Below are 14,570 nucleotides of genomic sequence, written 5' to 3' on the forward strand. Positions count from 1 at the left end.
TTACATTGTGGGATCTGTTAGTTTACTGGCTGATAAATAAAGAAAATGAGAGACAAAAAACTAGAACAAGCTAAAGAAATTCTCAAAGCTTTAGGCTTGCCAAAACAGCAATACAACGACAGATCCGCTTGGGTCTTTCTTGCTCTTGCTAATGTAAAACCAACTGACGATTGGAGTGTAGCGACAGCGCCACTTTTACCGACTGTTGATATTATGAGTTTTATACGCTCAGAGTATGGAAAAGATTACCAACCGAACTCTCGTGAAACGATTAGAAGACAAACACTCCACCAGTTCGACCAAGCTCAAATCGTTGATAGAAACCGTGATAATCCTGCTAGAGCTACAAATAGCAAAGACAATAACTACTCATTGAATCAACCTGTCATCGAGATTCTACATACTTATCCTAACGGTAATTGGAAAGAGCTTGTGAAGAAGTTCCTTTCTGATGTTCCAACGCTGCAAGAGATGTATGAACGCACTCTTAATAAAGAGAAGATTCCTGTGCTCTTACCTGACGGTAATGAAATCAAGCTGTCCCCAGGTGCTCATAACCAACTTCATGCTGATATTGTTCACGAATTTTGTCCTAGATTTGTGGGGGAAGGTGGTAAAGTCCTCTATATCGGCGATACAGCGAGTAGCCGTGATGAAGGTGGTAAACATATGGTTCTTGAAACTGAATATCTTGAATCATTGAACGTCCCTCCTATGTCTCACGACAAGTTGCCTGACGTTGTTGTATATGATGAAAAACGCCAATGGTTGTTTTTAATTGAAGCTGTAACGAGCCATGGACCAGTCAGCCCTAAACGATGGCTAGAGCTTGAAAAAGCTTTGAACGGTTGTTCTGTGGGGCGTGTTTATGTCACCGCATTTCCCCATAGGGTTGAGTTTAGAAAAAATGCAGCAGACATTGCTTGGGAGACGGAGGTTTGGATTGCTGATAATCCAGATCATATGATTCACTTCAATGGTGACCGATTTCTTGGGCCACACAATAACAAACCTGAGATTAGCTAACGTTCTTCTCCTAGAATTAAATAACAAAGGTAGCGAGGAATACCTTGCTGCCTTTTAGTATTAACCCTCTTACAGCGATTATTCCTTTATAAATATAAAGTTACGTTCTTAGCGTACAATATTTTCCGAATCGTCGTGTGACTGTCGGTGGACAACAAAGTTTGAAACTCGAACAATAAAGATTAGAACTATGACAATAAAGTACGAAACTTTTCGGTGCCATTTGTCGTAGTTTGCCTTCTTCTCTGAGACGATTTTGCCCCAAAGCTAGCTAGATGCTATTGCATGTCTTATTAGTATATCTAACTTGAAATGTCATAATTACTATTTGAGCCACTTGTAGCACCATCCATCACTCATGAGCAATTTCCTGATTTTTGCTCTGTCATTAGCTTTAGCTCGCATATATATAGAGCGTATTTCTTGCTCATAAGAATCAGATTCAAAACCACGGTTAATCGCTTTTTGATACCACTCATGACCTTGGGAGATATCTCCACTCAACATTTTGCACGCACCAATCAAAGTGCATGGGCGGTAGTCCTGTAGAGTCAATTCATGAGCCTGTATGCCAAATTCGATAGCTTGTTCTAGCATATTTAAATCACGTTTAACACCGCCAGCCGTAGTAAGCAAAGCAGATTTTAACTTCTTATTTCCATTCGCAAATTTGAATGGAAAGTGCTTATTCACCAAGGTTAGGGCTGTTTTTGCCTTATCTGCTTTACGATAATCAGCAAGAGCATTAACCAAGTTCCACGGCTTATTGGTCGTATTCCATATTCGCTTGGAGTTCTCTGCGCGACGAAGGTAATACATGCTATTCACCTGATCATTCTCAAAGCCCTTCTGCTTAAGCCACAAGTAGTCGGCATCAGTGATCATACCTTTGTTGAGAGTCGTGAGAATATAAGCTGCTTTAGAGTGCCTACGAATCGAACTAATATTGAGTGAGGGGAAGTCGATGAATTGCTTATCATACTTAGCTCTAAGATCTGCAAACATCTTGTCAGACGCTATTTGCCGCTGTTTTAGCTTTTGTTCCTGTGCTTTTTGTTGCTCGATTCTTTGCTCTTGAGGAGTTTTTGTCGTGTTATATTTAGCGAGTTTTGACTCGATAAACTCTATATTCGTTGAAAACTCAGCACCTTCAACTGACTTACGTTTTTTCACACAAACCTTCAGGCTCAAGAACTCACTAAACACATCAGGGTGATCTTCAAGCAATGAATTCAAGATCGCTACATACTCTAAACCCATTGCACTTGTTATACAGTTGGCTTCATCGAGTAATGGTTTATCGAGCACGCTGCCATCTATAGCTTCAGATAAAAGCTTCAACCAAGCATGGTGAAGTGGGAATTGAACTCGATCAAACAGCCTAATTACTTTAGTGACCAACATAACGATTTAATCTCCATCCTCGTTTAAAGCACTGTCCATCATAAAGGGGCCATGCTAAACCGCACCACCAATTATAGCGGCTGAGTTTTTCGAATTTTCTATACTTGAAGTTATCCATACTCTACTAATTTAGTAAAGTCACTGAAACGAAATTGTCCAAAAGCGAGTTTCAAACTTTGTTGTCACACTTTCGTTGGATAGCCACATTGATTGAGTCTAAGTGTCGATCTTTATTGTCAGTATTGGGTTCTTTTAGCCACGATAGTAACGCACTTCGGAAATAGAAAAGTTTCAAACTTTAATGTCCTCCGACAGTTATTATCCTTGGAGACTTAGTGTTAAACGATACTGGCGTCACCAGATATGTAAATGGGAATGACTTCGATGCCCAAGGCGCACCTAATGATCTTCCTGGGCAAGATGCTGAATTTGGCGCTGATACTGACTCACCAAACTACTTAGATGGTTATGCAGGTTTCTCTTTTACAAAATTAGACGTTTCCGGAAACCACCTTCCTCATACAGCGACGGCATGGTCATGTGTCTTGGATAACCGAACAGGGATCGTCTGGGAAAACAAAGGTGATGCAATTACTGATATTCCATCTTCACTTTCGGAAGCAGAATTCAAAGCCCTAGTAAATGATGCTTGGCGTGCCAGCAGAAACCCAAGCTCAAAGGATTATGTTCCTTACCCTTATTATCACTGGCATCAAAACTGGCAAGCTAAAAACTACCTATACACCTGGTACAGCAAAGATAGAACTAATGACGGTGGCAGTGCTGGTGGCGCTTCACTAGAATTCCAAAACCGTAATGCTCCTGTTCACGATAAGGCACAATGCGCGTTCCCTACGACAGATAACGCTGGCTATGTAAAAGTCACATCATGTAGTACCGATGACTACATTCGTGCGGCCAACGAGCTAGCCGTTTGTGGCTATAAAGATTGGCGATTACCTTCCATTGAAGAGCTACGTTCTATTGCCAATTATGAAAACAGTCAAACACTGCTCGATACCGACTATTTCTATAACTACGAAGGTGGCGCACCGATTTGGTCTGGAACCCCGAGTTCAAATGGTGAAGGTACAGCATGGTGCATGGACTCAAGCAATGGACAAGCTAAGTTGTGTCATAAACAAAGCAACTCGGCGAGCATTCGTTTAGCAAGAGGAGGGAAACAGTGATGAAGTCCAAACTAACCGTTGCGGCAAGCATTCTTTGTCTTGTAGGGATATCAACTCAAACTTACGCACAGACTTGTAAGTCAGATATTATCGCTCCCACCACCAATATAGAGCAATTTACAGTACATAAAGACGGCACAGTTACTGACGCCGCAACAGGCTTGATGTGGACCACTTGCACTATGGGACAAAGATATAGTGCCGATAACTGCATTGGAACTCTAAAATCATTTCCTACTTGGTCTGATGCGTTACTAGCTGTGGACGACGCTAACAGCAGCAATTTACTAGGGTACTCTGACTGGAGACTACCCAACATTAAAGAGCTTGGTTCCATTGTCGAAAGGTCATGCTCAGCTCCTGCGATCAGATTGGAGGTATTCAAAAGCACCCCAAAAGTACTTTATTGGTCAAACACTCCTGACAGCAAGGTTAACCCTCAGTTGAAAGCGCGAGTTATTGATTTCAATGAAGGAACTGAGTTCGCATCGTTAGCACAATCTAATATATATCTGCGGCTAGTTCGTGACCTTAAAGAAACGTCCAACTAATTCCATCGTAAGCCCCGGATTTTATTCTGGGGCGTTCCCATAGTGAAGTACACGCGATGAACAAAACATTACCACCTGATACCCCAGAGCAAGCCCGAATCACCAACTATCAAGGAAACCAACTGATAGTTAGGGCCTATGCTGGCACGGGAAAGACAACAACCCTCATCAAATATGCTCTTGCTAATCCTCGCCTAAGAATGCTGTATATCGCGTACAACCGAGCGATAAGAGATGAAGCTGCGGAAAAGTTTCCCCGAAATGTTACGTGCAAAACCTCTCATCAACTAGCATTCGCATCTGTTGGACGTATGTTTGCGCACAAATTAGTGGGAAACATTCGCCTGACCGATATAGCACAAGCGTTAAACACAAAAAACTGGACTCTTGCAAGAGACTGCCTGGATACGCTAAATGCATTTATGTGCAGCGCAGATGACCAAATTCTGTATGACCATTTCGAAAGAGCAGATACTGGATTACTACTAACAACAAAGCAAGAGAGATACGTAATAGAAGTCGTTCAAAGTGCAGAAGATATTTGGAAGAGGATGTGTGAACCTCAAGATCCTTTCCCTATGGTTCATGATGGATACTTAAAGCTGTACCAATTATCTCACCCCAATTTATCATTGAGATACCAGGTAATCCTCTTTGATGAAGCACAGGACGCTAACCCAGTAACTAGTGACATTGTAATTAGGCAGCGCTCAAGGACTATTCTTGTTGGAGACGTCCACCAGCAAATCTATCGTTTCAGAGGTGCAAATGATGCGATGAATAACCCCCGCTTCTCGAACGCAGATCAACTCTACCTCACACATAGTTTCCGATTTGGGCCTAATGTAGCGATGGTTGCTAATGCCCTTCTCGAACTAAAAGGAGAGACCAAGCCGGTAATTGGGCGCGGAGCTAAAGATCAGGTTCTTATGATGCTACCTCAAAATATCGGGCATCATGCTGTGTTACACCGCACGGTAATGGGAGTTATTCAAACTGCTTTGGGCTACACAGGTGCGGGACATAAAGTTTTCTGGGCTGGTGGTATAGAGTCTTACCAAATCGACTATCTGGAAGATATCTTTTGGTTCTCACGTGAAGAAAGAGAACGTGTCAGAAACAAGCAGATACTTAATGATTATGAGGACTATCAAGAGTTCACCGAGATAGCTCGTGCGACTCAAGACAACGAGATGTTTAGAGCGATGGCAATTATCGAAGCCTACGAAGATCTTCCTGAACATCTTGCGATATTACGCCTTAACACCGTAAAAGACGAATTGGTTGCAAATGTCACTGTGTCTACCAGTCATAGAGCAAAGGGACTGGAGTGGGATTATGTCCAACTATTTGATGACTTCCCTGACGTTTTGGACCCCGAGCTAGAACCTGAGGCACGGGATGATGAGATCAATCTACTTTACGTTGCAAGCACGAGAGCCATGCGAGCACTTGCGCTTAACGCTTCAGTGGAAATGGTGATCAGGTACATCACCCATAAGCGTCAACTTGAAAAGATTCAGCAGGAAGAAGCAACTAACAATCAGTCAGAACACATAAAAACAGCCTAATCGACCAAAAATACAACAATAAAACCTCCCCTAATTGCCCTAAATGGGAGGTTTCAGATGCATTCCTTAATCCTCCCCCCCGTTACCATATGCCTGAATGGGAAAATATGTGTGGTGACATGAACAACAAGACTTTAAAGAAAGCTACTTTAGCGCTGGCATTGATAGCCTCAATGCCAAATATCTCCGTAGCAGAAGACAGTAGGCCCGGCTTTTACGATAGAAAGGCGGAAGGATGGTTTTTCTATGAAGTCGAGCCAGAAGAAAAAGAAGTACCTAAACCTAAGCCAGTAGCAGTGCAACCTCCCCCACCACCTCCTGAGCAAGAACAGATGGCCCAGAGTGAAGGACCTGAATATTTTTCTGCTGCGTGGTTTAGAGAGAACTTACCTAAATACAAAGATGCTTGGTGGGATAACCCAACCATTGAGAACGCTAAAGCTTTTGCTTACATGCAGCGATTCGCAATGGATCGTTCAGAACAAGCGCAAGATGCATATGAACTGGCTATTTTAGGTGATCCTTATCTTGATGAAGTGTCCAGAAGACCTTATGCCACGTTCGCATCTCAGCAAGTAGATAGTAAGGCTGGGAAGGAAAGGCAGACATTACTTGGGACTGTAGCAAGTCGTGTGGGTCTATTTTTCTTCTACCAGCCAAACTGCGAAATGTGCGAAATACAGGCTCCAATAGTCAAAATGCTTGAGCAAGGATATGGATTTACTGTCGTGGCAGTATCTTCTGACGGCACCCCTTTCCCAGGAAACATTTTCCCCGAGTTCAAAGTAGATAACGGCCATGCCGAACAGCTAGGTGTCGTCACCTACCCAGCTTTATTCTTAGCTTCACCAGATGGGAGTTTTGCTCCTGTTGGGCAAGGGGTAATGTCACTTCCAGATACAGCCAATCGAATTCTAGTTACTGCTCGCCGAGCAGGTTGGATCAGTGATGACGAATTCAACAAAACAAGAGCACTGGTTAATACCGACAACAACATTGCGGAAATTCTTACCGATAAAACAGGTGAGGCTTCCTTAGAAGAAATCATGACGGATGATAAAGGGAACTATATCCCGCCGGAACAATTGATGGACTTCATCCGCGAAAAAATTAAGGAGAAATAAGATGTTCAGAAAGAACAAGCTGCGGAAGAAAGCTCTCGCTATTTGCGTAGCATCCGTTCTGTGGACAGTACCGAGTATATCTACAGCTAACGGCTTAAAGTCTGAAATGGACGCCCTTTTCAATGAAATGAGCAATGTCACTCAACCAGGTGTATTTGAAACACAGCGTCGAGGGGTTCTGGCTGGTGGTCGATACACCACGAAAACACGCATATTTAATGAAAACCTAGTGTCATTCACACCTCCATCATGGAAAGCTGGTTGTGGTGGTGTTGACCTATTTGGGGGCTCATTGAGCTTTGTTAACGCAGAACAAATCGTCACTTTGCTGCGTTCGGTAGCTGCAAATGCAAAGGGATACGCATTCCAATTAGCATTGGATAACGTCTTTCCTGATGGTGCAAAATGGATAGAAAACTTCCAAAAGAAAATACAACAATTAAACCAATATTTGGGTAATTCTTGTCAACTTGCACAAGGTATCGTAAATGACGCTACCTCTTCATTCGATGTTAAACACAAAACTGACGCTTCCATTACAGCTACCACAACGGGTCTGTTTGACGATGTATTCTCATCTAAGCAAGAGCAAGGCGGTTCTACACCACTCGAACAATTGAAATCAAACAACCCAGATGAGTACAAGAAAATGATTGGTAATATCATCTGGAAGCAATTGAAGAAAAATAATGCAAACGCATGGTTCACATACGGAGACAACACATTACTAGAAGCCATAATGTCTGTGACGGGAACAGTAATAATCGGTGATATTGTTAATGATTCACACGCAAGTATTACGGAAAAAACGACACCAATCACCACTTTACCTGGCAATAAAATCCAAATTTCAGATCTAATCACTGGTAGTAACGTTGAAATATACTCATGTGGTTCAGATACTGAAAATTGCCTAAGCGCTGGGGCAACTGGTGGCGGTGTTAAAACCGTCAACATCACAGGCATAAAGAGCCAAATTGAAGATATGCTTATTGGTTCAAGTACATCTACAGGTATTATTTTCAAGTTTGCTAGTAATGCTGGAACACTATCAACTAGCGAGCAAAACTTTTTAGCTAGCTTACCTGTTGGTATAGGTGCAATCATCCGAAATCTTTCTGTTCTATCTAAAGACTCTGCAATGTTATTTGCCTCAGAGTCGTCTGGAGCGATTTCTCTAGCAATGATGTATTCATTTACTAATGAGCTTTTCAGAGCTGCATTTATTGCTATATCAAACAGTGATAGTCCTTATAAACAGCAAGCGTTGGAAGTATTACGTGAATCTCAAGCCAACATGAGAGCCGAATACTCAATTCTTACAGCTCAATATGGAGATCTCTCTTCTCAAATCGAAAAGTACAACAACCTCCTAAATAACGTTCGAAAGCAAAAATATATGTTATCGACGCTAACTAAAGCACCAAGAACAAAGGAGTAAAACTTCATGCCTGAATTTACTATTTACTCCATTGGCGACTCAGCATTTCTTGAGCAGATATTAATTGCTGTAGCCATGATCACGGGGACCAATGACTTCACCAAGATGGTCAGTGTTGGGTTGCTTATTGGTGTAGTGATGATAACCGTTCAATCTGTTTTCCAAGGGGCAAAACAGATCAATATTCAGCAAATTTTTATGGGGTGGCTACTATACGCCTGCTTCTTCGTACCGACTTCATTAGTCAAGATTGAAGATGCTTACACCGGGCAAGTTCGTCCTGTGGCAAACGTGCCGATTGGTATAGGCTTTGCCGGAGGTGTTATATCGAATGTTGGCTACACCCTAACAAAATTATTTGAGACTGGTTACGGCATTATCGTACCCAATGTTACTGAAACTCACTTTTCTGAAACACTCAAGCTACTGAATGATGTAAGACGCGGTGTGTACGATAGCGCTATTTTTACAGCCCTAAACCAAGAGCAAGGTGGTGGCTATGTTGATGTTCGTCGCTCAGTTTCTAATTACATTAGAGAATGTACGCTAACAAAAGTAGATCTCAACCTGATGAGCTTAGATGAGCTTCTAACACTCCCTTTAGATCAAGCCTTACAATTCAATTCTTCACTATACGGAACGCGTGTATATCTAAACGCGTCGAATCCCGATGGTGGTGATTTTACTTGTAGTGAGGCATGGTCTACAGCTGAGGGGGTTGGCATTGTTGGGGCATTAAATAACCTAAGTGGGTCCAATGTAAATAACGCTTTAAACAATCTACTTGGTGTAGATCCTACCTATACAGGTGTAAATGCTCTAACAAAGATAGCTGACTCATTACAAGCAGTAGGAGCAATTTCCACCTCAGCAGTAGAATATACAAAAGTCGCTCTACTAGAGCCTTTGTATTATGAAGCAGCTGCCGGACGATACCAGGACCTTCAAGACTATGGTTCTGCATTGATGATTAACCAAGCGATTCAACAGCGAAACACTCAATGGGCAGCAGAGCAATCTATGTTCATGTCAGTCGTCAGACCGATGTTAACGTTCTTTGAAGGTTTTGTTTACGCGATAACTCCTATAATGGGCTTTATCATCGTTATGGGTTCAATGGGAATGACGTTGGCAGGAAAATACTTCCAAACGGTTCTCTGGATACAGCTATGGATGCCAGTTCTATCTATAACAAACCTATTCATTCATACAGCAGCGACTAATGAAATGGCAAGCCTGTCTACACCAGGCTTAAACTCAATGTATGCATTATCCTCAACAGGAGACATTCTACAGAACTGGATCGCTACGGGGGGAATGTTAGCAGCAGCCACTCCTATTATTTCACTATTCATAGTGACAGGATCAACATACGCATTTACCAGTCTAGCTAACAGGGTTAACGGTTCTGATCATGTCAATGAGAAAATTCAGTCGCCTGACGCTTTGAATCAAGGCCCAGTAATGAACAGTCAACCTGCATATAACCACAACCAATTTAGTGGGACGATGGCAACAGGAGCGGAAAGCATGATCAGTTCATTTTCTCTTGGCTCATCTATTGGAAGCGGGGTTAGCTCAGCAAGGGCAGTACAAAGCCAGAAGTCAGAAGCATTCTCAGACACCCTTGGCCGAGGTTTTTCTCATGGCGTATCACAAGACCAAGCATACTCCCGTCTTTCTAGCATTGGCCGAACAATCGGTTCACAAAACACTCAACAAAGCCAGTTGGTTAATCAACAAGCTAAAAGCTTCATGGATAAGTTTCAAGTTGATGATCAACATGCCGATGCTGTAAAAGGCGCGTTCGCAATGCAGGCTACAGGCTCTTTAGATGTAAAAGAAGCTGCGGCAATGGTAATGCCACTGATGGGCACCGCTCGTGCAGCAGTAAAAAATGCAGTTAAAGGTCCCTCCAAAGGAACTGGTTTGGCAACTATACCTTCTCAAGAGGATGGAGCCAAAGGCGGTGGTGGTGATATTGTAGGTCTAACTGCTCAAGCCCAGGGAAAAACGGAATCGTCTGCAACAGATACGTCAACATGGTCTGCCAGTGATGTATCGCAATTCATGAAAAATGTTTCATGGGGGAAGACTGATTCTCAGGCACTTACCAATCAATTAGCTCATGGCATTAATAGACAAGGTGGCGAATCCTTTAAACAGTCATGGGGTGATAATTTATCTCAAAATCTATCTAAGTCTGCACAAGAGCTTGTTTCTGCCACTAATGCATATACAACAATGGATCAATTGCAAAACTCTATGGGCTCGATGACAAATAGCGACTTTAAAACATTGGGTGGCGAAGTCGCTCGCTCGCCAGAAGCAATGGATTACCTCAACCAACATTATCAAAATGCACCGGACTCAGTTCGAAAAGAAGCGGCAAATCTCGAACAAAGATATCGTGGTTATGGCATGGACCCAGGTGTAGCTAAAGCGGCAGCTAGACTGACAGCTATGACAAATACCAACAACTATCAGCCAGGGCAACAAGTTGGAGGCTTCCAAGCTGCTGTTAGTGCAATCAACTTAGCTACCGGGAGAAATAGCGGATTTGAAAGCGACCCTCTACAGTACAGCGGCCTCACTCCTCCGACTGTGCCAGAGAATTTAGGGCAGACAGTTGGCAGCAACGTTGGAAGCGGTCCTGTTTTACCTTCCAATTTTAGGGAGAACACAATCAGTACGTCTGGCACAGCTCCGGTAACAGAAACGCCACCAACACCTCCTGTTACTCCGGTAACTGGCGAACATGATGCAAACCTCCAACAATTAGGCAATCTTGCAAATCAGACTAACCGAGCTGTTTCTAGCCCAGAAGAGCAAAAAGCAAGAAATAATATGCTCAATGCTTTGCCGGATATGTCATGGAGCGCTTCCACTTGGGGGGCAGTAGACAATACTGGAGACTGGTTGGCTCGAAGAGCTGAGCAAGTTGGTGGTGCAGCAGTAGCTGGTGGACAGGCGACAGCGAGCGATTTTTCAAATGCAATGGATCAGTTGCGAACCATGACACCAGAACAAAGGGACCAGTTTATCGAAGCGACTCAACGTGGTGACGACTATATATCCGAAGAGTACGGCTTTGGCGGAGAAATGGCAGTTGCAGCGGCAAAATTAGGTCGTAATGTTATTGGCGCAGCAGCTAGCGGTTACAACGCAGCCAAAGAGTGGTTAACGGGAGAGTCGGATCTCTCAGAAGCAGCTAAAGGAATGAGCTTAGAACAACGAGGGGCATTCTACGCAGCAGCGGCAGCGTCGGCAGCGGAAGCTGGCGGTAGTGCAGCAGCTAATTTCATGGAACAATATGGAGATGAATTCAAGCAAACTATGGCTGAGCTCGGGACATCGAGATACGGTTTAACAAACGAACAAGCGGCTGTTTATGCTGAATCTTTTGATACTAACCAAGATAGAATGAGTCAAGCTGTTAACAACTTAAAAATGCAGTATGCTGAAACTGATGCTAATGGTTCAGTAATGATGAATGAAGATGGCAGCCCTGTTTTATCTCAACAAAACCAAGAGTTTACAGACCAACTTGTGAATGTTTTACAAAATGCAGGTGACGCTGGAGATAGATCAGGAAGTTATCTTACTGCCGTTCGTGGCTACAACATTGCAAATCAGCAATTCGATTAATTCTTCCCTTTCACCCGAATCCAAAAGGAGCACCAAGTGCTCCTTTTTATTTAGAAGGTATTAAAAGGATTACCATTTGAATCTACATCCATACCTTTGTGGCCCATCATTGGCAAACCTGTAGCGGGATTGTGTCGTTTTTTCTTTGCGCATCTCCCAGTTCCTATTTTATTAACACCACCAGAATAAACAGCGCGCATCCCAACGAAAAGAATAAAAGCCATCATTGCTACCAATGCTACTTGCCACTGTATGTATGCGACAGCAGACCAGAAAACAATCGCTGCAAATGGACTTTTATGAACCAATAACACAAACCCCAACGTCCAGTACATTACAGGAACAGACATCAAAGCCCATCCCCAAGCAGTATCCGCTGCCATAACAAACCCCAGCAGCAACAGAAACAAACCGATAATATTAATGACATGCTTCATGCTCTTACCCTCAACGAATTTCATAATACCAATATAACACAGAATCAAATAATGCAACCATGAATCCGTCTTCTACTACTCACTTTCACATGTGAAAGTGCCTATAACGCCATCTTCATATAGAAAAATATGAAAAATGTGACTTTCACTCAGCAAAAATGTGATGAATACGCTAAATATAATAAAGAACCATTTGTGAAATCAGTTGATTATAATTTTATTAGTGGTTAAAATGCACCCTATTCGGTCAAATGTAATGGTTGCAATTGCATCTGATCCCATCTGCAAGTCAGAGTATTAATAAGAATCACCCTTAGGGTTAGTTGTGAATTTATTAGGAACCAGCGCCCGCTCGGTTCCTAAACCTTATTTAGCTTACTACACACACGTAGAGTACATTCCTTTTTGGTACTCTGCCTCTTCGTACCACTCCCCCGAATGGTACGCCTATAGCCCATGACTCCAACCCAACTGGGCATAAAATTCTAGCAGGTCAAAAGCACCTGCATAAAAATTAAACTTCAAATTTCAATTCGCTTACTGCAAAAAACGTTACCACGCAAGATAAAACTATTTTTAAAGTTTTTTTCTGTTGATAGGCTCACTTTATGATCCTATAAATAAGGTCATAATACGTCAAGAAATGTCAACAAACGACAAGAAAGCAACTTTAAAAAGAGTTTGGTAATAGAGAGACAAAGGATGTATTTGAATAGCGAAATTCCCCAAAACGAAGAACAGAAACGCAGTTGGATAAAGTATCAATTAAAGATACAAGGGAAATCCCTGGCATCCCTGGCAAGGGAGCACAAAACATCTCGACAAGTACTTTCTAACACTTTGTACGAACCGTCCCCGCGCTGGGAGTACGTTATCGCACAAGCGTTAAACAAAAAGCCTACTGAGATATGGCCGGAAAGATACGAAGACGGATTACCAAAAGAAAAATTGAAAGTTTAAGGGATCACCCCGAAGGACTGGCTAGGAAAATAAGGGTTTTCATATATGGCAAGGGTCAAGAAGTTTATAGCAATTACGTTGCTCGGGATGTCTAGCGTAGCAAACGCGATTGACTTAACTGGTACAGTATTCGAAAAGGCAGCAATAAAACACGGTGTAGAAGCGAAGCTTTTGTACTCTGTTGCGTTGGCTGAGTCAGCTACAGGTCGAGGTGATGGAAACATTAGCCCTTGGCCTTGGGCATTAAGGACACTCAAAGGTGGTCCTCATTACGAGACCTCTCTCGAATCAGCCAAGTTAAAACTCGATGCACTTCTCGCTCAGCACGGAAGAAATGTTGACGTAGGTATGATGCAAATCAATCTGCGTTGGCATGGAGATAAAGTAAGTTCTCCAGATGAGCTCTTGGACCCTGCTAAAAACGTTGACGTCGGAGCTGGTTACTTAGCCCAGTGCATTTCGTCCGCTCCTGGAGATTTGGAGCTAGGCATCGGTCGTTATTACACCTGGTCTGATGAAGCTAGAGCAAGAAATTACGGCAGTCGAATCCTTGCCATTTATAGAAACTTGGATACTGAGGGCATTTAGGATGGACTACTCATGTTCTTACAATATGAATATTGCCTCTCTTAGTGAATCCCAGGCTGATAGAAATGTTTACGAATTTGATCTGTCTTTATGGACATTGTTGAAGCACCTAGCAGAAATCCACCCACGAGAAGTCTCGGAGCAATTTTCTCTTCCACTGGAAACAGTGGAAGCACTTGCGGATGCTACAAAGCATCAATTAGAGCTCTTATCATCAGGTGTAATCCTTTCTTTTAAGCTTTCCTCGCCAGAAAAAATCTATATCTCACACTTGGAGCAATCCTTCGATCAAATTTGTTTGACGCCTTCTTCTGACTCTGGATTTGGGGCTGCATATTGGCTGCTTATGGGAAAAGTGTCACAGCAAGACATTAATATTGCAGCGCAAACTTTCGGGGTCTCAGTCAACCTTACAAAAATCGTATCTCAAGCCTCTGATAATCAACTAAGAAACTTAGCATGTAGCCAGGACATGCCATTTTCGATCAGGTTTTCACCTGAGCTGGTGAGAGAAATTCTGGACAGTGACGAACAAAGGGTTACACACCTCATTTTAAAGAAGCATCAACAATCTATAACTACAACGGGAGGCGGCAATGAGTTGTAATTCAAACTCTTTGGCCCGATGGA

At 42.7% G+C, this 14,570-nt stretch carries 12 protein-coding genes; 10 read left to right on the forward strand and 2 right to left on the reverse strand.

Annotated features, from left to right (window positions below; translation table 11 throughout):
* Nucleotides 1-45 precede the first annotated feature (45 nt).
* Nucleotides 46-1,026 (forward strand): BsuBI/PstI family type II restriction endonuclease, encoded by a 981-nt coding sequence (locus tag R7P69_RS16335; RefSeq protein ID WP_101905903.1) that lies wholly within the window; start codon nt 46-48, stop codon nt 1,024-1,026.
* A 324-nt stretch (nt 1,027-1,350) separates the two neighbouring features.
* On the opposite strand, the gene R7P69_RS16340 is transcribed toward R7P69_RS16335, so the two are convergent.
* Nucleotides 1,351-2,430 (reverse strand): hypothetical protein, encoded by a 1,080-nt coding sequence (locus R7P69_RS16340; RefSeq protein ID WP_101905904.1) that lies wholly within the window; start codon nt 2,428-2,430, stop codon nt 1,351-1,353.
* Nucleotides 2,431-2,765: 335 nt separating this feature from the next.
* Here R7P69_RS16340 and R7P69_RS16345 point away from each other — a divergent pair, with 335 nt between their 5' ends.
* The 6 genes from R7P69_RS16345 (at nt 2,766) to R7P69_RS16370 (ending at nt 11,955) form a co-directional block, all read left to right on the forward strand.
* Nucleotides 2,766-3,620, forward strand: coding sequence for a DUF1566 domain-containing protein (locus R7P69_RS16345; protein WP_180827200.1), 855 nt, complete (start codon nt 2,766-2,768; stop codon nt 3,618-3,620).
* A complete protein-coding gene (locus tag R7P69_RS16350) occupies nt 3,620-4,171 on the forward strand; it encodes a DUF1566 domain-containing protein (RefSeq protein ID WP_014386830.1) in 552 nt (183 codons plus the stop codon). Before R7P69_RS16345 ends, R7P69_RS16350 begins: the two co-directional genes overlap by 1 nt.
* Before the next feature lie 56 nt (nt 4,172-4,227).
* Nucleotides 4,228-5,742: a UvrD-helicase domain-containing protein gene (locus R7P69_RS16355; RefSeq protein WP_014386831.1), complete on the forward strand. Its 1,515-nt coding sequence runs from the start codon at nt 4,228-4,230 to the stop codon at nt 5,740-5,742.
* Between the two features lie 119 nt (nt 5,743-5,861).
* Entirely contained in the window at nt 5,862-6,866 is a 1,005-nt protein-coding gene (traF, locus tag R7P69_RS16360) for a conjugal transfer protein TraF (protein WP_220769851.1), read from the forward strand.
* A 1-nt stretch (nt 6,867) separates the two neighbouring features.
* Complete coding sequence (locus R7P69_RS16365; protein ID WP_014386833.1) at nt 6,868-8,307, forward strand: conjugal transfer protein TraH; 1,440 nt, start codon at nt 6,868-6,870, stop codon at nt 8,305-8,307.
* A gap of 6 nt (nt 8,308-8,313) precedes the next feature.
* Nucleotides 8,314-11,955 carry a conjugal transfer protein TraG N-terminal domain-containing protein gene (locus R7P69_RS16370; protein WP_014386834.1) on the forward strand — a complete coding sequence of 1,214 codons (3,642 nt, stop codon included), beginning with the start codon at nt 8,314-8,316 and terminating at the stop codon, nt 11,953-11,955.
* A gap of 50 nt (nt 11,956-12,005) precedes the next feature.
* Here the strand turns inward: R7P69_RS16370 and R7P69_RS16375 are convergent, their stop codons facing one another.
* Entirely contained in the window at nt 12,006-12,392 is a 387-nt protein-coding gene (locus R7P69_RS16375) for a hypothetical protein (protein ID WP_109320325.1), read from the reverse strand.
* A 702-nt stretch (nt 12,393-13,094) separates the two neighbouring features.
* On the opposite strand from R7P69_RS16375, the gene R7P69_RS16380 reads away from it, so the two are divergent.
* Genes R7P69_RS16380 through R7P69_RS16390 form a run of 3 tightly spaced genes read left to right on the forward strand, consistent with a single transcriptional unit; the run spans nt 13,095 to nt 14,547 of the window.
* The gene (locus R7P69_RS16380) at nt 13,095-13,352 is read left to right on the forward strand and encodes a helix-turn-helix domain-containing protein (protein ID WP_032073043.1); all 258 of its coding nucleotides are present in this window, start codon (nt 13,095-13,097) and stop codon (nt 13,350-13,352) included.
* Nucleotides 13,353-13,397: 45 nt separating this feature from the next.
* Nucleotides 13,398-13,940, forward strand: coding sequence for a transglycosylase SLT domain-containing protein (locus R7P69_RS16385; RefSeq protein ID WP_014386837.1), 543 nt, complete (start codon nt 13,398-13,400; stop codon nt 13,938-13,940).
* Between the two features lies 1 nt (nt 13,941).
* Nucleotides 13,942-14,547 (forward strand): hypothetical protein, encoded by a 606-nt coding sequence (locus R7P69_RS16390; RefSeq protein WP_014386838.1) that lies wholly within the window; start codon nt 13,942-13,944, stop codon nt 14,545-14,547.
* The last annotated feature ends 23 nt before the right edge of the window (nt 14,548-14,570 follow it).

The sequence above is a fragment of the Vibrio sp. 661 genome, from assembly GCF_033339315.1.
Classification (GTDB): Bacteria; Pseudomonadota; Gammaproteobacteria; order Enterobacterales; family Vibrionaceae; genus Vibrio; species Vibrio alginolyticus.

What these genes read in the sequence shown, in the direction of transcription:
- R7P69_RS16335 (WP_101905903.1), top strand. Translation starts at nt 46, where the DNA reads ATGAGAGACAAAAAACTAGAACAAGCTAAAGAAATTCTCAAAGCTTTA.
- R7P69_RS16340 (WP_101905904.1), bottom strand. Translation starts at nt 2,430, where the DNA reads ATGTTGGTCACTAAAGTAATTAGGCTGTTTGATCGAGTTCAATTCCCA.
- R7P69_RS16350 (WP_014386830.1), top strand. Translation starts at nt 3,620, where the DNA reads ATGAAGTCCAAACTAACCGTTGCGGCAAGCATTCTTTGTCTTGTAGGG.
- R7P69_RS16355 (WP_014386831.1), top strand. Translation starts at nt 4,228, where the DNA reads ATGAACAAAACATTACCACCTGATACCCCAGAGCAAGCCCGAATCACC.
- traF (WP_220769851.1), top strand. Translation starts at nt 5,862, where the DNA reads ATGAACAACAAGACTTTAAAGAAAGCTACTTTAGCGCTGGCATTGATA.
- R7P69_RS16365 (WP_014386833.1), top strand. Translation starts at nt 6,868, where the DNA reads ATGTTCAGAAAGAACAAGCTGCGGAAGAAAGCTCTCGCTATTTGCGTA.
- R7P69_RS16370 (WP_014386834.1), top strand. Translation starts at nt 8,314, where the DNA reads ATGCCTGAATTTACTATTTACTCCATTGGCGACTCAGCATTTCTTGAG.
- R7P69_RS16375 (WP_109320325.1), bottom strand. Translation starts at nt 12,392, where the DNA reads ATGAAGCATGTCATTAATATTATCGGTTTGTTTCTGTTGCTGCTGGGG.
- R7P69_RS16380 (WP_032073043.1), top strand. Translation starts at nt 13,095, where the DNA reads ATGTATTTGAATAGCGAAATTCCCCAAAACGAAGAACAGAAACGCAGT.
- R7P69_RS16385 (WP_014386837.1), top strand. Translation starts at nt 13,398, where the DNA reads ATGGCAAGGGTCAAGAAGTTTATAGCAATTACGTTGCTCGGGATGTCT.
- R7P69_RS16390 (WP_014386838.1), top strand. Translation starts at nt 13,942, where the DNA reads ATGGACTACTCATGTTCTTACAATATGAATATTGCCTCTCTTAGTGAA.